We start from the raw sequence: 19,594 nt of genomic DNA, 5'->3' as shown, positions 1-19,594 counted from the left end.
CGCGAAACCGCACACGCCAGACACAAGAATGAAAACCAGACACATTCACGGAAAGGGAAACCAATGAGCAAACCATCAATCGGGTTTATCGGCCTGGGTCTCATGGGCGGAGCCATGGTGAGCCTGCTGTTGGACCAGGGATACTCGGTCACCGTGTTGGGAAACCGAGACCGCACACATCTGGACGCCGCCATTGACCGGGGCGCCCGCGAGGCGCAAAACGCCCGGGAACTGGCTCAGGTCTGCGACATCGTGATGCTGTGCATGGGAACCTCTGAACAGGTCGAGGGCCGTATGCGTGGTGCTGATGGAGTGATCGCGGGACTGAAACCCGGGGCGATCGTCATCGACTTTGGCACCTCACTTCCGGGCAGTACGCGCGCCCTGGCCAAGGAGGTTGCCGCAGCCGGCGGAAACTATCTTGATGCGCCGCTTGGCCGGACGCCCTCGCACGCGCTGGAAGGCAAGCTCAACATCATGACTTCCGGCGACAAGGCGGCCTTTGACAAGGCCGAGCCGACACTGAAGGATCTGGGCGAGAACGTCTTTTACCTTGGCCCGGTCGGATCGGGACACACCATCAAACTGATCAACAACTTCTTCGGAATGACCGTTGCGAACGCGATGGCCGAAGCCTTTGCCATTGCCGACATCACCGGTGTTGACCGCAAGCAGCTGTACGACGTGATGGCCGCAGGGCCGCTGCATTCCGGAATGATGGATTTCGTGAAGGCCTACGGTGTCGAGAATGATCCAAACCAGCTGGCCTTTGCCATCAAGAACGCTGCAAAAGACCTTGGGTACTATGATCGAATGGCGCGCGAGGCAGGCGTTTCAAGCGTGATGTCGCAGGGTGCGCTTTCGGCGCTGAAGGACGCGCGCGACCACGGTCAGGCGGATGACATGGTCAGCCAGATGGTTGACTACTACGTCAAGCGTTTCAACACCTAATCGATGGGCGTCACCGCCAACCCCACTGCGGACCTGCCGCGCCTTGGCATCGTGCTGATGCTGATGGCGTGGCTGATCTTTTCGCTGGTGGACCTTGGGGCCAAGTGGTTGGCGTTGGCCGGCGTGCCGGCATTTCAGTTGGCGTTCATGCGCTATGCGGGGCACTTCGTGATCTCGGTGGTTGTGATCGCCAAAGGTGGGATTGAGGCCGGCCGGTTCAAAACGGACCATCCATGGCAAGTCATAAGCCGGGCCTTGTTGCTGATCTCGGCGACCGTTTTTAATTTCTATGCCCTGCGGTTTTTGCCTCTGACCGTCGTATCGGCAATCATGTTTTCCAGCCCTGTCATCGTGTGTTTTCTGTCCGTCTTTGTATTGAAAGAAAGCGTGGGCCCATGGCGTTGGGCGGCCATCATCCTGGGCTTTCTGGGAGTGTTGGTTGTCGTGCGGCCGTTTGGTTCGGCCTTTCATCCAACTATGCTGCTGATCGTCTACAACGCCACCGCGTTGGCCTTGTACTCGATCATGACGCGCAGGCTGTCCGGGGTTGTTGCGGTGGACACCATGCAATTCTACCTCGGGCTTACCGGGACTGTGGTTCTGTTGCCCTTCGCCCTCTGGTTCTGGGTCCAGCCGGAAAACACCTGGAGCCTGATTGTCCTGATCGGCCTTGGCGTCTTTGGCTGGGGCGGGCATCAACTGCTGACGAACGCGCATCGGTTCGGAACGGCCAACCAGTTGATGCCATTCACCTATTCGTTCCTAGTCTATGTTGCGATTTGGGGCTATCTGTTCTTTAACACGGTACCGGATGCATTCACGTTGGCAGGAGCTGCGCTGATCATGGTCGCCGGGCTCATCATCTGGAAAAGAGAAAAGAAATGACGCGAATTGCCTGCATCGGCGAAGCAATGATCGAATTGTCCATGCTGGAAACCGGCGCACAGGTAGGCGTCGCGGGGGATACGCTGAACACAGCCATCTACATGCGCCGCGCAGCGCCTGACCTGCAGGTGGGGTATATGACATGTCTGGGTGACGACCCGTTTTCGGGGCGCATCGCGGACTTCATCGCCAGCCATCGCATCGGGACATCCGGCATCCGCATCGTTCCGAACGCCTCTCCTGGATTATATGCAATCACGACATCCGCGGACGGTGAACGCAGCTTTACCTATTGGCGCAGTGAGGCGGCCGCCCGCCAGCTTTTTGCCGATCACGATTTCAGCTCGTTGAACGGTTATGACGTGCTGTACTTGTCGGGTATTTCTGTGGCCATTCTTCCGCATGCGGTTCGGCTTGCACTTCTGGACTGGCTCGAAGGCTCTTCCGTCCGGTTGGTCTATGACAGCAACTTTCGTCCGCGTCTTTGGGACAGCGTTGAACACGCCCGGCAGATCAACCAGCGGCTTTGGCGGCGTGCTGACATTGCCCTGCCATCCATCGACGACGAGATGGCACTGTTCGGGGAAAGCGCGGATCAGGTGGCAGCACGCTTTGCCGTCCATCACGGCATCGGTGCGTTGAAACGCGGTGAGAATGGCCCTCTGTCCATCGGTCAGAACATTGAACAAACCTATGAGCCTGCCGAGAGCGTACTGGATACCACAGCGGCGGGCGACAGTTTCAACGGTGGGTACCTCGCGGCCTTGCTGACCGGGAAATCACAGGCCGTGGCCCTGATGGCTGGACACAATCTGGCATCCACCGTTGTTCAGTTCCGCGGCGCCATCATTCCCGGATAAGTGGCGCGAGGTCTTCGGCGCCGACAAGACGCAAAAGCGGCACTAGCGGATCTTGCTGCTTTACCGCCGCGGCAATCTCCGACGCGCAAGGATCATTCAGCGCCCTGCCCTTGGCGGTCTCGGACGTGCAATAGGAAATCCAGGCCCGCACCCCCGCGATCACCGCCTGAGACCCGGTTTCACGGAGTGTGGGAATAAACCGATAGGGCAGCTTTTGGCTGCCATCCATCGCTATTTGGTCCAAACGGTGCGCCAGCTCGGGGTTTTCAAACCGGCGCAAGAGAGCCTCGGCATAGTCCATGACCTGCGCTTGCAGCGCAGCGGACAGCGTTGCGCCCGCATCCTTCATCAACCCGGAAACCAGCGGGCGCAAGACCGGGTCTCGAACCGCTTCGTGAACGTAGGTCAGGCCCCGCTCCAAACCTGCATAAGCCAACAGTGAATGGGCACCGTTCAACATGCGCAGCTTTCGCATCTCGTGCGGTGCCACATCATCGACCAGTTGCACGCCCGGCCAATCCGGGTGCGGACCGGCGAAATTGTCTTCGATCACCCACTCCGAGAACGCTTCGGTCGGAACGGCCATCGGATCGCCGCTGATTGCGCGAACGGCGTCCGTAGTGGCTGGGGTGATCCGGTCGACCATCGCGTTGGGAAAGCGAACGGCATCCCAATTGACGTCCAGACCGGCTGCATTCGCAAAATCGGAAACGGCCATCTCGAACGTTTTTCCGTTTTCCATGCGGTTGTCGCAACTCAGCACCGTCACTGGCTTGCGCCGTTCCGCAAGTCCAAAAGCCAGAAAGCCGATCAGCGTCGCAGGCCCTTGCCCCGCCAGATCGGCGGCAATCGCCGAGTCCTGAAGGTTCAGCTTACCCGCAGCATCCAAATAATAACCTTTCTCGGTCACGGTCGCCGAGATAATTTCGGCATCCGCCATCGCGTCAAAAACCGTTGCACGATCCTCGGGCGCGACCAGAACGTCCCGCAGGGCCTTGATGCGCCGGACGCCCTGCCCCTGTACGCACAGGTCGTACTCGAAACCCTGACGGGCCAATCCATCCCGAACTGAGGATGAACGCAGGCTGACGCCGACAACGTCCCATCCGCCCTCTTGATCGGTGTAGTCCAGCAAATGCGCCCGGGCAAAATTTCCAAGGCCGAAGTGAAGAATTGTACCCATCTAGCTTTGCAACCCGTAAACCTGTTTCGCCAGATCAACCGCCAGCAACCGCGCCAGATGCTCGGCACTGTCCCGATCGAAATAGCCGCGCGCAACCTGCTCGGCCAGATGAATCGCCACTCCCCGCCGCCAAAGGTCGTGTCGTGCAGGAATGGACAGAAAGGCTCGCGTGTCGTCATTGAATCCGGCCAGGTTGAAATATCCGGCCGTTTCAACAACCTGATCGAAATACCGCGCAATCCCGGCTGGGCTGTCATGGAACCACCAAGGCGGCCCGATCCGAAGGCACGGCCAATGTCCCGCCATCGGGGCCAGTTCACGGGCATAGGTGCTTTCGTCCAGTGTAAACAGAATGATGCGCAGTTCCGCCGTGTTTCCGACCCGGTTCAACAGTGCCTCAAGGCCCGTGACCCAGTCCATCGCTATTGGAATGTCGGCCCCCTTATCCCGTCCGAAATCCCGCATTACTGCATGGTTCATGTTGCGCTTGCTGCCAGCATGTATCTGCATGGTAAGACCATCATCGACAGACATCTGCGCCATTTCGATCAGCATATGCCCATAGAACCGACGGGCGTCCTGTTCGGTACTTTCCCTCCGTCTCAGCCGCTGGTACATCGCATCCGGATCTTCCAGCCACTCGGTCTGCACGCGTTCGATACCGTGGTCGGTGGCTGTACAGCCCAGCTGGATGAAATAAGCCCGCCGCATCCGAAGCGCATCGAGATAGCCATCATAGCTGCCCAGATCGCAACCTGTCAGTTCACCCAACTTGTTCAGGTTCTGTACGAACTCCGGATCCGCCCCATCCAAAACCCCGTCTGGGCGGAACGTCGGAACAACCCGCCCGCCCCAACCGCTTGCACGGATCTCCTGATGCTCCACGAGGCCGTCGAGAGCGGAATCCGTGGTGGCCAGAACCTCGATCCCGAACCTGTCGAACAAAGCCCTCGGGCGAAATTCGGGTTGCGCGAGCTTTTCTGAGATCTTGTCATAGATCAGGTCTGCCGTGCGCGAAGACAACTCGTCAGACACGCCCAGCGTTTCATGCAGCACGTAGTTCATCCAGATCCGGGATGGCGTTCCCAGAAACAGATGCCAGTGCTCGGCAAAGGCGCGGAACACGGCGCGAGGATCCTTCTTTCGCCCCTCTTCCCCAACACCGAGTTCTGACAAGGGAACGCCCTGCGAATAGAGCATACGGAACACGTAATGGTCGGGAACCACCAACAGCTCTGCCGGGTTGGGAAACGGCGCATCGGTTGCAAACCAACCCGGATCGCAGTGACCATGCGGAGACACGATCGGCAGGTCTTTGATGCCCAGATACAGGTCTTCTGCCATCCCATTCAAATTACCAGTCAATTCTGCCTCCGATACTGCCGCCCGCAATTGTTAACACAGTTTTTAATGGTTGCATCTTTCCCGTTCGAACCCGCAGACTGACCGAGTGATCCGGGGGATCTAATGAATATCGCGTTGATTGGTTTGGGAATGGTTTCTGGCACGCATGTCGCCGCCATTCGGGCATCGGAACAAGGCCTCAGTCTTGCCGGCGTCCTCGGGCGCAATCCTGAAAAAACAGCTGAGTTCGCGCGGCGAAACGATACCCGCGCATTCGGCTCGGTCGAGGAAATTGCAAACGACCCAAACGTTGACTTTGCGATTATCGCAACCCCGCCCGATCAGCGCACAGAGTTGGTGCGGGTTCTTTCGACCGCTTCGAAACCGATCCTGATGGAAAAACCCATCGAAAGAACGCTGGACGCCGCGACAGCCATTGTCGAGCAGTGCGAGATGTCCGGCGTGCCGCTGGGCATCGTCTTTCAGCACCGCGCCCGCGCCGCCTCGCAGGCGCTGAAATCAGCCATCGAACAGGACGAGTTCGGCGCGATTGCCACGGTCGAGATCCGTGTCCCCTGGTGGCGCGATCAAAGCTACTATGACGAACCGGGTCGCGGCACTTATGCACGCGACGGTGGCGGCGTCATGATCTCGCAGGCAATCCACACGCTTGACTTAGCGATGTGGATGCTGGGGCCGATCTCGGACATTCAGGCCGTGATGAGGAAAACTCCACTACACGATCTCGAGGCCGAGGATTGGGCAGGTGCAGTCTTTGAAATGGGTAACGGCGCGGTAGGCACGTTGATGGCAACCACCGCCGAATTTCCCGGGTCTGCTGAGTCCATCACGATCCAGGGCACCCTAGCCAAAGCGCATCTGGAGTCAGGTGCCCTGACCGTGACCACTTTCGACGGCCGGGAATCCACGGTCGGCGAGACCGCCGCCACAGGCGGAGGGGCCGATCCCATGGCGTTCACACATGCCTGGCACCAGGCGGTCATCGAGGATTTTGCCAAGGCCGTTTCCAGTGGAACGCTGCCCATGGCCACCGGACGCAGTGCCCTTTTGACACACGCCGTCATAGACGCGATGCAGATCGCCAATCGAACCGGCCAGAAAACACGAGTCATCGCATGAGCCTGACCTGCGTCGCCCTTGGCCTGGACCACCGCCATATCTATGGCATGACAGAAAACATGCGCAAAATCGGCGTGGACTGCGTTGGCTATTGGACACAAGGCGATCCGGAAACGCTGGTGGGCTACGTCAAAAGGTTTCCCGATATTCCGCGGCTGGCCCGACTGGAAGACGCCCTGACCTGCGGGGCGGATCTCGCGCTGATTTCGGCAATACCGGCAGATAGGGCCGCGTTGACGATCCGCGCCATGCAAAACGGCATGGATGTCATGAGCGACAAGCCTGGCTGCACGACGTTCGAACAACTCGACCAGATCAAGCAAACGGTCGCGGACACCGGTCGCATCTGGTCGGTGAACTTCTCCGAACGGTTCGAAACGCCCGTCAGCACCCGGGCGACCGAGCTGGTCGAGGCCGGTGCCATCGGGCGCGTGATCCAGACGGTCGGGCTTGGCCCACACCGATTGAACCGAGCGACCCGGCCAGAATGGTTTTTTCAGCGTGACCGCTATGGCGGCATTCTGACCGACATCGCCTCTCATCAGATTGATCAGTTCCTGCACTACACGGGTTCGAAAACCGCAGAAATCACGAACGCCTATGTGGCGAACTTTGCAAACCCTCAAGATCCCGGACTGCAGGATTTCGGCGAGGTCAATCTGCGCAGCGAGAATGGCACCGGGTACATCAGGGTTGACTGGTTCACGCCGGATGCCTTGCCGAACTGGGGGGATGGTCGCCTGACGATCCTGGGCACGGAAGGATATATCGAGTTGCGGAAATACGTCGATGTGGGCGGAATCCCGGGGACAGATCATCTGATCCTCGTCAATGGTGAAACCTGCCAAAAGATCGACGCATCCGACGCCGGCCTTCCCTACTTCGCGCGACTGGCCGATGACATCCGCAACCGGACCGAAACTGCGATGTCGCAGACCCACTGCTTTACGGTCATGGAACTGGCACTGTACGCGCAGGAAATGGCGGAACGCAGATGATCAACGTTGCGATCCTTGGCGCAGGTATCGGTGCGCAACATCTGAGCGCACTGGAACGGCTTGACCGTACTTTCCGGGTAACCGCCGTGGTCGACCAGAATAAGGACCGGATCGAACAGATCCGGCAGAACTCGGATTTTCGAGCACTGACCAATATTCAGGACGCGCTGGATGATCCGGCGATTGATGTCATCGACATTTGCCTGCCGCCCCACCTGCATGTACCGACTACCCTTGCAGCACTGGCCGCACGAAAACACGTTGTCTGCGAAAAGCCTCTTGCGACCTCGATGCAGGATGTGGATCGGATCACAGCAGCCGCACGCAACGCGGGCAAGCATGTGTTTCCAGTCTTTCAATACCGGTGGGGTCCGTCGCTGTCTCAATTGCGCCACTTACAACGCGCAGGCCTGACCGGAGCGGTCCAAACTGCCGCGCTTGAAACCCATTGGTCCCGAGGGGCGGACTATTACGCGGTGCCGTGGCGGGGAACATGGGCCGGTGAACGCGGCGGCGCGGTTCTGGGCCATGCAATCCACAACCATGATCTGCTGACTCATATTGCGGGTGATATCGCCTGGGTGTCTGCGATGACCACAACGCGGGTCAACCTGATCGAGACGGAAGACTGCGCCGCAATCTGCTTTGGCATGACTTCCGGAGCCTTGTGCACCAGCAATATCACCTTGGGCGCCGCCACGAACGAAAGCCGCCTGCGGTTCGTCTTTGAAAAGGTGACTGCCACCTCAGGCACCGAACCTTACGCTCCGGGTCAAACGCCCTGGACATTCGTCGCGCGGGACCCTGTGGATCAATCCGCTATCGACGAGGCCCTGGCAGCCGCCGCTGCCGAACCAACTGGGTTCGAAGGGTTCTTTACTGAAATCGGCAAGGCGCTGCAGTCCGAGACAAATTCGGTCGTTACGTTGAAGGATGGCGCTGCGTCCATCGGCCTTGTGACGGCGATTTATCACGCGGCGCGTACCGGGCATCGCGTTGCCCTTCCCATCAGGCCCGATCACCCGCTGTATGAAGGATGGCTGCCATGAAACAATGTTGGCGTTGGTTCGGACCCGATGATCCGATCGCCCTGGCCGATCTCCATCAGGTCGGGGTTCAGGGCATCGTCACCGCGCTGCATCACATCCCTCCGGGACAGCCCTGGGACGAACCAAGCATAGCCGACCGGCAAGCCGTTCTGGCCGCTGCCGGGTACAGTTGGGACGTTGTCGAAAGCCTGCCCGTCTCCGAGGCGATCAAGACGCAGTCGGCGGACATGGCCGAGCATCTGAAGGCGTACAAATCCAGCCTCCGGGCCCTGTCCGCCCGTGGCGTCAAAGTCGTTTGCTACAACTTCATGCCGATCCTAGATTGGACGCGCACCGCCCTTCGCGCCCCGCAGCCGCATGGCGGAACGGCCATGCTGTTCGACCTGACCGACTTTGCTGTATTTGACATACATATTCTCGAACGTCCGGGCGCGTCCGAAGACTATTCCAGCGCCGTCCAGCAAACGGCCAAGGATCGCTTCTTGCACATGTCGGATGAATCCAAAGCCCATTTGCAGCACAATGTCACTGCGGGATTGCCCGGCGCCAACGATCAGTGGAGCTTACAGGACGTGTGCGCCTTGTTGCAGACATATGCCCGCATAGACCATGACCGGCTGCGCGCAAACCTTGTCGATTTCCTGTCCGAGGTCGCTCCGGTGGCCCAAGAACTGGGGCTGCGCTTGTGCTGCCATCCTGATGACCCGCCATTCTCGTTGCTTGGCCTGCCGCGGATCATGTCCAGCTACGATGACTACGGCGCCGTTTTGGATGCCGTTGATATACCGTCGAATGGCGCAACGTTGTGTACCGGGTCTCTGGGTGTTTCCCCGGAATTCGATGGGCCGGATTTCGTGCGCAGGCATGGCGGCCGGATTCACTTTGTTCACTTGCGAAATACCCGACGCATCGCCGGATCAGACAGCCAGAAACCGGATTTCTACGAGGCCCCGCATCTGGAGGGCGACACCGACATGGTCGGCACCATTCGCGAGCTGATGAACGAACAACGCCGCCGCAAATCTCAAGGACGTAGCGACTGGCAAATTCCGATGCGGCCTGACCACGGACAAGAACTGCTGAGCGATCTGGGCGGACACAGCACTCCGGGCTATCCGCTGATCGGGCGCATGCGCGGGCTGGCGGAACTGCGCGGCATTATGGCGGCGTTCTCATAACGCGTCCGGTCAGGCGGTTTATTCCCGCCGGAACACTTCTTTGCTTGCCTGAACGCCGCGTTCTTCGTTTACTTACGGCACGTAAACGGGCAGCGGGGTGTCTTCCGGACTCGCCCGACGTCTGTTCAAGACGCGTGAAACTCCCGCGAAAACCGATGCGATTGGGCATCATTTTTCGAAACGTCTGCCATACGGAAATGGCGAAAAAACGGGAGAACTCCAAATGAAAACTGCAGGCGTAATCGGTCTTGGCGACATGGGCAGCGGCCTTGCCAAGAACCTGATCAAGAATGGCTTTGAAACATCAGGTTTCGACCTGAGCGAGACGCGCATGACGGCATTTACCGACATAGGTGGCGTGGCCAAGGACAGCGTGGGACAGGTCGGCCGTCACGCCGCCAGTGTGTTTGTCATGGTGATGAACGGAGATCAGGCCCGCGATGTCATTCTGGGTGAAGACGGACTGGTTGCGAATATGCCCAAAGGCGGAACGGTCATCCTGTCGGCGACCATTACCCCGGCCGAAGCCCGCGCTATCGGGCAAGACATGGAGGGCTCGGGCATTCATCTGATCGACACGCCGGTCTCGGGTGGGTTTCCCGGCGCGCAAAACGGCACATTGACGATGATGGCTGCCGCCGCTGCGGATGTACTGGACCGAAATGCCGAAGTCATGCAGGCAGTGTCAGCAACCATTCATCGGGTCGGAGAAAACGCCGGCGACGGCCAAACCGTGAAAGCCTGCCTGCAATCCCTTATCGGATCGATCTTTTCCGCCACATTCGAGGCTGCGGCCCTGGCGGCCAAAGCCGGTGTCAGCGGTCAAGCATTGGTTGACGTGTTCTCATCCTCCAGCGCGGGGTGCGGTGTGGTGAATACCGCCCTTGAAAACATCATTGATCGCAAGTTCGAGGCTACCGGCAGCCATATCGCAACCATGCACAAGGACCTGACGATCTCTCTGGCACTGGCCGGTACGTTGGGCGTACCGATGCATACAGCCTCGTCCGCAATGCAGATCTTTCACGCCGGAAAAACCAAATACCCGAACGGCGACAATTGGGTGTGTACCCGCGTCATCGAAGAGATCGTTGGCGCAGAATTGCATCGCTGAGGGGGCTGAACATGAAACTAGGTGTGATTTGCGACGGCATTTCCCGCGATTTGCGGCATGCCGTTGACGTGATGGACGAATTCGGTCTGGACTATGCAGAGCTTCAGTTCGTTGATGATACGGAGGTTGGGGACCATTCCCCGCAGCAAATTGCCGAGATCGACGCGCTCTTGCGTGACCGGGGCAAGCCTGTGTCCTGTCTGTCGCGCCATATCTTTGCCGGGATGACAGCTGCAAACAGGCCCGGTGACGACCTGCACACCGGGCACATGGACGCCTTGAAACGCGTAATCGATATGGCGCATGTTGTTGGGTCTCCGCTGGTTCGGATCATGACCCAACGAAAAGAGCAGATACTGTGGGGAAAAAACGGCGCCGAGAAGTGGAACGTCGCGCATGGGGTATGGGACTCGATGCCTCCGTTAATCGCGCCAGCGGTTGAGCTGGCAAGGGCCGAGGGCGTGACGCTAGTCGTAGAAACCGGAAACGGCACCCTGGTCAACTCCAACTATACAGCCCGCAAGCTGATTGACGCGTTGGACGCAAAAGATGCTTTGAAGGTGCTGTGGGACCCCGGAAACAACTGCTGGTGCCATGAACTGGCATATCCGGACGGTTATGAAGAGTTGCGCGGTGGTTATCTGGGTCACATTCACATCAAGGACGTAAAGGTCGACACACCGCGGGCAACGCTGGAAGTGCGCCGCATGGGGGAAGGTCAGCTTGCGCCTCTGTTCCAACCCATCGCGGGCGCGCTCAGGTCCGACGGCTATGATGGCGTCATTTCCTTCGAGAGTGTTTATCACCCCGGCAACGGAAATTTCGAAGATGGTTTTCGCCTGTGTGTGGGCAGGTTCAAAAGCCTGTTTGCATGACTCACAGTCAATATGCGTTACAAATCAGAATTTTGAACCCCGCAGCTGAACGCGAAATGGGGTGTGTGAGACTGGGCGCGTTCGCGCGGGATCAAAGGAAGGGCTTGCCGGATGAAACAAGAGTTTTTTGACCTGTCCATTGAAACGCCCGGCAAATCCCTCACCGACATCAGCGGAATTGTTCAGCGTGCGGTGTCCGAACATGAGTTTGTCTCGGGCCTGCTGACCCTTTGGTGCGTCCACACAGGTGCCGCGCTGTTGGTGCAAGCCAATGCCGATCCCGAAGTGGTCAAGGATATCGAGACGTTCTTCGAGAAACTCGTACCCAAGTCACCAGGCAAGTATCACCACCGCCCGACCGAAGACGACAACGCCCCGTCGCATCTGCGGGCGCTGTTGACGCAAACTCAGGTATCGATCCCGGTCGAACAGGGGCAGCTTCCGCTGGGCCGCGTGCAAAGCCTGTACCTGTTCGAACATCGCGAGGCACCTAAAACCCGCCGATTGAAGGTGCACTACGTCGGGGATTGATGCCTTGGGTCCCATGGAGGGTTGACGGTGCTACCGCCCCATCCAGCCCCCGTCGACAACAAGGATTTCACCGTTGACGTAGTCCGACGCTGCAGAAGCCAAAAAGACTACAGGTCCGGCGAAATCACCAGGCGTACCCCAACGGCCTTGGGGTGTTCGTTCCAGAATCGACTTTGATCGGACCGGATCGTCCTGCAGGGCTTGAGTATTGTCGGTCGCGATGTAGCCGGGGGCGATCGCATTCACGTTCACACCCTGCCCGGCCCATTCATTGGCCAAGGCCTTGGTCAGCTGTCCAATCCCGCCTTTCGACGCCGCATATCCGGGCACGGTGATGCCGCCCTGAAACGTCAGCAGCGAGGCGGTGAAGATGATCTTGCCTGAGCCACGCGCCAGCATGTCCTTGCCGATCTCGCGAGACAGAACGAACTGCGAGGACAAGTTGACCTCAATCACTTCGTCCCACCAGTCGTCCGGGTGTTCGGCGGCAGGCTTGCGTTTGATCGTACCGGCATTATTGACAAGGATATCAGGGGTTTGTCCATCGGCTCTTAACTGATCAATAAACCCATGCAGTGCAGAGCGGTCCGAGAAGTCGCATTGGTAAGCCCGGAAATTGCGCCCCATCGCGGTGACGGCTTTTTCGACCTCCGAGCCGGACAGCTCGAGCGAGGCGGACACTCCGATGATTTCTGCTCCAGCCGATGCCAATGCCTCGGCCATGCCGCGCCCGATGCCGCGTTTGCACCCGGTCACAAGGGCCGTTTTTCCCGTCAGGTCGAAACTTTGCAAAACACTCATGAACGCGGTCCTACTTCGATCAGGCTTTTCATTGCGGTTGGGCTGCGATCCAGTGCTTCGAACGCAGCCTGAATGTCTGCCAGAGGGCTGACGTCCGTGATCACGACATCCGCGTCCACTCCGCCCGAAGCGACAACTGCGATCGCCTTCTCGTAATCCTCCGGCTCATAGACCCGAGCACCGACCAGTTGCAGCTCTCGCCAGAAGAATTGGAACAGGTCGATCTGGGGCTTTTGGGCATGGATCGCGACCATCACGATCCGGGCCCGCGTCGCGGCAACGGCGGTCATCGCATCAACACCGGGCTGCGTTCCCGATACCTCAAAAACCACATCCGCCCCCTTGTCGCCCGTGCGCGCGTTGATTGTGGACACCAGATCGGTTTCGATTGCGTTGATCGTGTCAAAACCAAGCTTTTCGGCAATCGCCAGACGGTTCGGGTTCACTTCGGAGATCAAGACATTGCCACCCGCGTCCCGCGCGACCATGGCAACCAGTATGCCGATCGGGCCGCCGCCGATGACGACAACGTCCTCGCCAGGTTGCAGGCCGGATAGCCGCACATCATGGCAGGCAACGGCGACCGGCTCGATCAGCGCCGCGTGATCCATGCGCAAGTCATCCGGCAGAACGTGCAACGTATGGGCCGGAACGGTCCAGATCTCTTGCATGGCGCCGTCAGTGTCGAGGCCCAGGAACTTGAGATTCTGACAAATATGCTGATGCCCCCGTTTGCAGGCTGGGCATTCTCCGCAGGGATCAAGCGGTCGGACAACGACCTTCTGGCCGGGCGTTATCGTATCGACGCCCTCGCCCACCGCTTCGACGACACCGGACATCTCGTGCCCGATTACCCGGTTCAGACCGACACGGGCATCCATGTTACCGTGGTAGACGTGCATATCTGTCCCGCAAATCCCGCAATAGGCAACGCGAATGGCGACCTCGCCGGGGCCCGGAGCTGTCGCCGCGGCCTGTTCTACGGCAAAGCTCTTATTGCCCCGATAATACGCCGCAGAGATCGTCTGGGTCGTCATGTATGCATCTCCTTGTGTTCCTCATTCAGTTTGTCCCAGTCGAATTCCACTCCGGTTCCCGGCGTATCCGGGGCCACGGCCAGGCAGTTTTCCACAACCAGCGGACGGGTCGTGTACTGGTCTATCGGGAATGAGTGTACTTCCAGCCACCCCGCGTTGGGTTGCGCCGAAACGAGGCTGACGTGCAATTCCTGCATGCCATGGCTGCAAACCGGAATGCCATGCTGAGCGCTCAGCGCGGCCACGCGCAACCAGCCGGTGATCCCGCCGCAATTTGAGGCATCGGGCTGGATGAAACTCAGCTTCGCGTCATCAAAGGCGTACTCGAATTCGTGAATGGTGTGCAGGTTTTCACCCATGGCAAGGGGAACGCCCGTGGCTTCGGCAATTCGGCCATAGCCTTTGTAGTCGTCTGGAATAGTCGGTTCCTCGAACCACAGGATATCGCAGTCGGCGAACCCTCGGGCGGCCTCGATGGCCTGTTCGACGCTCATGGAGTAATTCGCATCGACCATGAAGAACCGGTCCGGTCCCAGCATCTCGCGCACCGCCCGGGCGCGCGCCAGATCATCGGCCAGATCCGGTTGGCCGACCTTGATCTTGACCGCGTTGAACCCACGCGCAAGGTAGCCTTCGGTCTGGCGCAGCAGTTTCTCTAACGAGAAATTTAGGTCGATCCCGCCAGCATAAGCCTTGCACTGTTTGGACGCTCCGCCGGCCATTTGCCACAGCGGTGCATTCTGCGTTCTGCCGCGAATGTCCCAAAGTGCAATATCCACGGCCGAAATAGCGAACGAGGCGATCCCGCCCCGTGCAACGTAGTGCACATGCCACTGCATGGCATCGTACAGGCTTTCGATCTGTTCGGCGTCTTGTCCAACCAAGAATGGCGCAAGGTCATGCTGGATCATCGCCAGAATGGCATGACCGCCTTTGCCGCCCGTATAGGTGTACCCAACCCCATCAACCCCATCCGACGTTTGAATGGTAACGGTGATCAATTGAAAGAACGTGTGATCCCCATGTTTGGCGTCAACCAGGACTTCGGCGAGCGGGACGTTGAACAGCCGCGCTGAAACACTTTCTATGCGATTCACGAACCCAAGACCTTCTGCTGCCTGGCAATAACCCGAGACTGTAAAAGGATGACCGCAAAAAGAAAGCCTCCACGTATGACCATCTGCCAATAGGCACTGAAACTGATGGTCCCCTGACCGTTTTCAAAGTTCAGAACGTTGAAGACCAGACCCAGCAGCAGCGCGCCGGCCACCGTCGCGGGGATCGACCCCATTCCACCCGTCAACAGAGTGCCGCCCACAACGACGGATGCGATGGCCGACAATTCCCATCCGATGCCCTCAAGGGGTTGTCCGGCTCCAAAGCCCGAGGCCAGAAAGACGCCAGCCAGCCCAGCACAGCCACCCGATAGCAGGTAAACGAAAGCCTTGGCTCGGTTGACTTTCAGGCCCATGAGGTTCGAGGCATCCTCGCTGCCCCCGATCGCCAACACGGTCCGCCCGATGGTTGTTCTTTCCAGCACCAGCCAAAGTGCCAGCGTCAGTCCGGCCACGATGACGATTGCCCATGGAAACAGACCGAACGCCTGCCCCATGCCAAGCTTGGTGAAATTCGACCCCCAATCGACTGAAATTGTCTGGGCGCCCGAAATCACCAATGCGCCGCCTTTTGCGGCAAGCATCGTCGCCAGAGTGGCGATGAAGGGCGGAATCCGAAGGATGATAATGCAAAAGGCGTTGATCGCTCCGAAGCCCACCCCGGCAAGTACGGCCCCCGGCAGCGCAACCTGAATCCCGTATGGGCTGAGATAGGCCGCAACAACCGAGGTAAAGGCCGCCACGGATCCGACCGACAGATCAATCCCGCCGGTCATGATCACAAAACACATGCCCAGCGCAATCGCGATGAACATCGCGTTGTAATTCAGGAAAGACGAGAAATTGTAGGCGCTGCCAAAGTTGTCATAGCGCATCAGCCCGAACAGGATCAAAGCCAGAAGTGCGATCCACACTGTCACCGAGGCCGAATTACGCCGAAGGTATTTTCGCAGGTCAAAAGCCGTTTCATCCAACATCGATCAAGCCCTCCGGAACTGCTGGACCCAAACGGCCAGGATAATGATGACGGCCTTGGCTATTAGCGCAACTTCGTCCTCTACCCCGTTGGCCAGCAACGTATATTTGACCAACTGGATGATCACGGCTCCCAGAATGGCGCCAAAGATCGGCGCCCGGCCGCCTTGCAAAAGCGCCCCGCCGACAACCGCGGCCGCGATGGCATCAAGTTCCATCAGATTGCCGTTGCGCGCAGCGTCCGAAGCCGAGTTGATCGCAACCACGATAAGACCCGCCAGGCCCGCAAGCACCGCGCAGATGACATAGGCCCCGATCTTGACCCGCCGGACGGGACCACCCGACAGATAAGCCGCGCGTTCATTGCCGCCTATTGCCAGCAGGTAACGGCCCCATGTGGTTCTGGTGATCACCCAGAACAGCACACAGGCAATGGCCAGCGCCAGCCAGCCTTGAAACGGCAAGCCAAGCACTTTTCCGGTTCCAAGATAACTGAATGAAGGGTTTGAAAATGTCTGTAGGTTCCCGTTCGTCAAAACCTGGGCAATACCGCGACCAGAGATGAAGAGAATGAGCGTTGCCACAATGGGCTGAACGTTCAATATGGCAACCATCACTCCGTTGAACACCCCGCATAGCCCCGCGATGAACAGCGGCAGGATTATGGCCAAAGTGACGCCGAGCATTGGATTCGCGGTCCCCAGATCCGACAGAAATATCAGCGGGGCCAACGCCCCCGCCAGAGCCATGACCGCGCCAACCGACAGATCAATCCCACCCGTGGCGATGACCAGCGTCATACCCATGGCCACGATGGCGATCGTGGCAACCTGGCTAATATTTACGAACAAAGTTTGCAGTTGCAGGAAATTGGGGGTGAAAAACGCGTTGAACACCAGCAGGGCGACCAACGCGGCGATGCCGCCGTGAAAGCGGAAGGGCATCGATGCAACCCGTTGCGGCAACTTCATTGCGCGGTCCATGAACCAGTTCCTTCTTCATGATGCGCAAGCGCGCGCACCAGTATGTTCTCGGTAATCCCGGGGTTTGTCAGTTCCTTGACCGAACGCCCCTCGTGCATGACAACGATGCGGTCGGCGCCTTCCACCAGTTCTTCGAACTCCGAACTGATGAGGACAACGCCGAACCCCTTTTCGACATAAGACCGAATGAACGACTGGATCTCTCGCTTGGCGCCGACATCCACGCCTCGGGTCGGCTCGTCCAGTATCAAGATGTCGGGCTGCGTCGCCAGCCAGCGGGCAAGCAACACCTTTTGCTGGTTGCCGCCGGACAACTCGCGAATGGGCTGGTCCATATGCGCTGCCTTGATGCCCAGATCGTCGATGAACGCCTGAACGATCTCGCGCTCGCGGGCAAAGTCGATCTGACCACGGCTGGCCAGTTTCGGCAGCAGGGCCAGCGTCATGTTCTCGCGCACGGACATGTCTGGAATGATCCCTTCGGCCTTGCGATCTTCGGTCAGAAAGCCAACCCCGTTTGCGATTGCGTCACCCGGACCGGACGGTTGCCCTACCGCACCGTGCAGCTCGACTACGCCGCTGCGTGCCCCGTCTACACCGAACAAAGCGCGCGCGGCCTCGGTCCGACCCGAGCCCAGAAGCCCGCCCAGCCCAACGATTTCTCCGCGGTGGAGCGTGAGGTCAAAATGCGTCAGCCGCGGGCCTGTCGAAACAGAGTCGGCCCGCAAGACGATATCGCCTTTCTTGGCCTTTGCGCCGGCGAAATCCGTCAGACCGTCTGCCGCAATCTCGTCCTTGTTGCGGCCCAGCATGTCCGCGATCATTTCCAGTTTGGTCGTGTCCCGGACGTTGCGCGTGCTGACGGTACGCCCGTCTCGCATCGTTGTGACCCGATCGCAGATCTGGAACAGCTCATCGAGGAAATGCGAGACATACAGGACGGAAACGCCCTGTTTCTTTAACTCGCGTACCACACCGAACAGAACTTCGACTTCGCTGCCATCCAGTGACGACGTAGGTTCGTCCATGATGACCAGTTTCGCGTCCAGCGAAACGGCCCGCGCAATCGCAACCAACTGCTGGATCGCTGTCGAGAAATTTCCCAGCGGCTCGGTCACGTCGATATCTATGCCAAAGCGCGCAAGAACCTCGCGTGCGCGCCTGTTGCCCTCGCGCCAGTCGACAAGAAAGCCGAGACGTTTGGGCTCGTACCCCATGATGATGTTCTCGGTCACTGACCGCAGAGGCACCAGGTTGAGCTCTTGATAGATTGTGGCAATTCCGGATTCCTGTGCTTCGCGCGGGGTGGAAATGCGGCTTGGCACACCGGCCAGATGGACGTCACCGACATCCCGGTCGTACACTCCGGTCAGAACCTTGATCATCGTCGATTTACCGGCACCGTTCTGGCCGATCAGCGCATGAACCTCGCCGGGTGCGATCTCAAGGCTGGCCTGGCTGAGTGCCGGTACACCGGCAAAGGACTTTTCAATTCCCGACATCGAGACGAGCGCATTCATGAGATGTCTTCCTCCGATTGCTTGCAGGCGGCGCCGACCACAGGCCAGCACCACCCACCAGGGAGAATCAATAGGCTTCGTCGATGTGATCGGCCGCATTGTCCTTGGTAAAGATGCGATCTTCGACCTTCACCCATTCCGGGATCGTCTCACCAGCCGCGTATTTCTTCATGACTTCACAGGCCAATGGGCCAAAGAAAGGCGAGCTTTCCACCGTTACCCCCATCTTGCCATCGATAATGGCCTGAAGCGCGTCGCGTGTCCCGTCGATCGAAACGATGGTCACGTCCTCGCCGGGCTTGCGCCCAGCCAGTTCCAAAGCCTGAATCGCGCCGATCGCCATCTCGTCATTATGGGCGTAGACCACGTTCACGTCGGGATGCGCCTGAAGCAGGGTTTCCATCACCTGACGCCCCAGGTCGCGCGCAAAATCACCGGTCTGAGAGGCCACGATCTCAAAGCGGTCATCCGCTGCAATCGCGTCGTCGAAACCCTTTTTGCGGTCATTTGCAGGCGAGGACCCTGTCGTGCCTTCCAACTGGACGATGATGCCTTTGTCGCCCTCGAAATTTTCCATCAGCCATTGCGCTGCCCGGTTGCCCTGATCAATGAAGTCGGACCCAAGGAATGCCACGAAATGCTCGCCCGGCTTGGCAACGGCCGGATCAACCGAGCGGTCCACCAGAAAGGTCGGAATGCCGGCGGCACGGGCCTTCATAACGGCAGGGATCAGCGGCTTTTCTTCCCGCGGGGGCAGGAACAGAACGTCGATACCTTGCGCGATCATGCTGTCCACATCCGCAACCTGCTTGGCAGCAGATCCAGCCGCATCCGTCGCGATCAGATCCCAGCCACAGGCCTCGGCCGTGTCATGGAACGATTTCGTCTCGGCAATGCGCCACGGATTGTTCGACTCCATCTGCGCAAAGCCGACCTTGTAGCGATCCTTCTGCTCAAGCGGTGGTAGATCCTGTGCCATCGCCGTAGTGCCCAAGAGCGCACCCGCGACAACAGTCGAGATCAAAAGAGTTCTGCGTTTCATGGTTATTCCTCCT

18 protein-coding genes and 1 pseudogene are annotated in these 19,594 nt (G+C 58.9%); 10 read left to right on the top strand and 9 right to left on the bottom strand.

Annotated elements, in window-relative coordinates; all coding sequences use genetic code 11:
- Nucleotides 1–27: 27 nt before the first annotated feature.
- The 3 genes and pseudogenes from GOW09_RS01590 to GOW09_RS01580 all read left to right on the top strand — a co-directional run.
- Nucleotides 28–951: pseudogene (locus GOW09_RS01590) on the top strand (NAD(P)-dependent oxidoreductase); the annotation flags it as partial.
- 3 nt (nucleotides 952–954) lie between these two features.
- A complete protein-coding gene (locus GOW09_RS01585; protein WP_171115125.1) occupies nucleotides 955–1,836 on the top strand; it encodes a DMT family transporter in 882 nt (293 codons plus the stop codon).
- Nucleotides 1,833–2,696 carry a sugar kinase gene (locus GOW09_RS01580; RefSeq protein WP_171115123.1) on the top strand — a complete coding sequence of 288 codons (864 nt, stop codon included), beginning with the start codon at nucleotides 1,833–1,835 and terminating at the stop codon, nucleotides 2,694–2,696. The genes GOW09_RS01585 and GOW09_RS01580 overlap by 4 nt, the downstream gene beginning before the upstream one ends.
- Here the strand turns inward: GOW09_RS01580 and GOW09_RS01575 are convergent.
- Both GOW09_RS01575 and uxaC read right to left on the bottom strand, forming a co-directional pair.
- Entirely contained in the window at nucleotides 2,683–3,879 is a 1,197-nt protein-coding gene (locus GOW09_RS01575) for a mannitol dehydrogenase family protein (RefSeq protein ID WP_171115121.1), read from the bottom strand. The two genes, GOW09_RS01580 and GOW09_RS01575, sit on opposite strands and share 14 nt — an antisense overlap.
- Nucleotides 3,880–5,223, bottom strand: coding sequence for a glucuronate isomerase (uxaC, locus tag GOW09_RS01570; protein ID WP_171116489.1), 1,344 nt, complete (start codon nucleotides 5,221–5,223; stop codon nucleotides 3,880–3,882).
- 123 nt (nucleotides 5,224–5,346) lie between these two features.
- Here uxaC and GOW09_RS01565 point away from each other — a divergent pair, with 123 nt between their 5' ends.
- The 7 genes from GOW09_RS01565 to GOW09_RS01535 all read left to right on the top strand — a co-directional run bounded on the left by GOW09_RS01565 (nucleotide 5,347) and on the right by GOW09_RS01535 (nucleotide 12,108).
- Nucleotides 5,347–6,363 (top strand): Gfo/Idh/MocA family protein, encoded by a 1,017-nt coding sequence (locus GOW09_RS01565; RefSeq protein ID WP_171115119.1) that lies wholly within the window; start codon nucleotides 5,347–5,349, stop codon nucleotides 6,361–6,363.
- The gene (locus GOW09_RS01560) at nucleotides 6,360–7,361 is read left to right on the top strand and encodes a Gfo/Idh/MocA family protein (RefSeq protein WP_171115117.1); all 1,002 of its coding nucleotides are present in this window, start codon (nucleotides 6,360–6,362) and stop codon (nucleotides 7,359–7,361) included. The genes GOW09_RS01565 and GOW09_RS01560 overlap by 4 nt, the downstream gene beginning before the upstream one ends.
- Nucleotides 7,358–8,410 (top strand): Gfo/Idh/MocA family protein, encoded by a 1,053-nt coding sequence (locus tag GOW09_RS01555; protein ID WP_171115115.1) that lies wholly within the window; start codon nucleotides 7,358–7,360, stop codon nucleotides 8,408–8,410. Before GOW09_RS01560 ends, GOW09_RS01555 begins: the two co-directional genes overlap by 4 nt.
- Entirely contained in the window at nucleotides 8,407–9,588 is a 1,182-nt protein-coding gene (gene uxuA / locus GOW09_RS01550; protein WP_171115113.1) for a mannonate dehydratase, read from the top strand. The genes GOW09_RS01555 and uxuA overlap by 4 nt, the downstream gene beginning before the upstream one ends.
- Nucleotides 9,589–9,811: 223 nt before the next feature.
- Complete coding sequence (locus GOW09_RS01545) at nucleotides 9,812–10,702, top strand: NAD(P)-dependent oxidoreductase (RefSeq protein WP_171115111.1); 891 nt, start codon at nucleotides 9,812–9,814, stop codon at nucleotides 10,700–10,702.
- Between the two features lie 11 nt (nucleotides 10,703–10,713).
- Entirely contained in the window at nucleotides 10,714–11,577 is an 864-nt protein-coding gene (locus GOW09_RS01540) for a sugar phosphate isomerase/epimerase (protein ID WP_171115109.1), read from the top strand.
- A 111-nt stretch (nucleotides 11,578–11,688) separates the two neighbouring features.
- Nucleotides 11,689–12,108, top strand: coding sequence for a secondary thiamine-phosphate synthase enzyme YjbQ (locus GOW09_RS01535; protein ID WP_171115107.1), 420 nt, complete (start codon nucleotides 11,689–11,691; stop codon nucleotides 12,106–12,108).
- A gap of 30 nt (nucleotides 12,109–12,138) precedes the next feature.
- Here GOW09_RS01535 and GOW09_RS01530 read toward each other — a convergent pair whose 3' ends face one another.
- The 7 genes from GOW09_RS01530 to GOW09_RS01500 form a co-directional block, all read right to left on the bottom strand.
- Nucleotides 12,139–12,909 carry an SDR family oxidoreductase gene (locus GOW09_RS01530; RefSeq protein ID WP_171115105.1) on the bottom strand — a complete coding sequence of 257 codons (771 nt, stop codon included), beginning with the start codon at nucleotides 12,907–12,909 and terminating at the stop codon, nucleotides 12,139–12,141.
- Nucleotides 12,906–13,946, bottom strand: coding sequence for a zinc-binding dehydrogenase (locus tag GOW09_RS01525; protein ID WP_171115103.1), 1,041 nt, complete (start codon nucleotides 13,944–13,946; stop codon nucleotides 12,906–12,908). Before GOW09_RS01525 ends, GOW09_RS01530 begins: the two co-directional genes overlap by 4 nt.
- Nucleotides 13,943–15,043: a mandelate racemase/muconate lactonizing enzyme family protein gene (locus GOW09_RS01520; RefSeq protein ID WP_171115101.1), complete on the bottom strand. Its 1,101-nt coding sequence runs from the start codon at nucleotides 15,041–15,043 to the stop codon at nucleotides 13,943–13,945. The genes GOW09_RS01525 and GOW09_RS01520 overlap by 4 nt, the downstream gene beginning before the upstream one ends.
- The gene (locus GOW09_RS01515; protein WP_152458549.1) at nucleotides 15,040–16,038 is read right to left on the bottom strand and encodes an ABC transporter permease; all 999 of its coding nucleotides are present in this window, start codon (nucleotides 16,036–16,038) and stop codon (nucleotides 15,040–15,042) included. The genes GOW09_RS01520 and GOW09_RS01515 overlap by 4 nt, the downstream gene beginning before the upstream one ends.
- Nucleotides 16,039–16,041: 3 nt before the next feature.
- Nucleotides 16,042–17,019 (bottom strand): ABC transporter permease, encoded by a 978-nt coding sequence (locus GOW09_RS01510; protein WP_171115099.1) that lies wholly within the window; start codon nucleotides 17,017–17,019, stop codon nucleotides 16,042–16,044.
- Nucleotides 17,004–18,539, bottom strand: a complete 1,536-nt coding sequence (locus GOW09_RS01505) for a sugar ABC transporter ATP-binding protein (RefSeq protein ID WP_253284152.1) — start codon at nucleotides 18,537–18,539, stop codon at nucleotides 17,004–17,006. The genes GOW09_RS01510 and GOW09_RS01505 overlap by 16 nt, the downstream gene beginning before the upstream one ends.
- Nucleotides 18,540–18,606: 67 nt before the next feature.
- Entirely contained in the window at nucleotides 18,607–19,581 is a 975-nt protein-coding gene (locus tag GOW09_RS01500) for an ABC transporter substrate-binding protein (RefSeq protein ID WP_093961695.1), read from the bottom strand.
- Between the last annotated feature and the right edge of the window lie 13 nt (nucleotides 19,582–19,594).

The sequence above is a fragment of the Ruegeria sp. HKCCA5463 genome (genome assembly GCF_013034175.1).
Taxonomy (GTDB): Bacteria; Pseudomonadota; Alphaproteobacteria; order Rhodobacterales; family Rhodobacteraceae; genus Ruegeria.
Note: the sequence above shows the minus strand (reverse complement) of the source record. Positions and strands in the feature narration are given on the sequence as shown.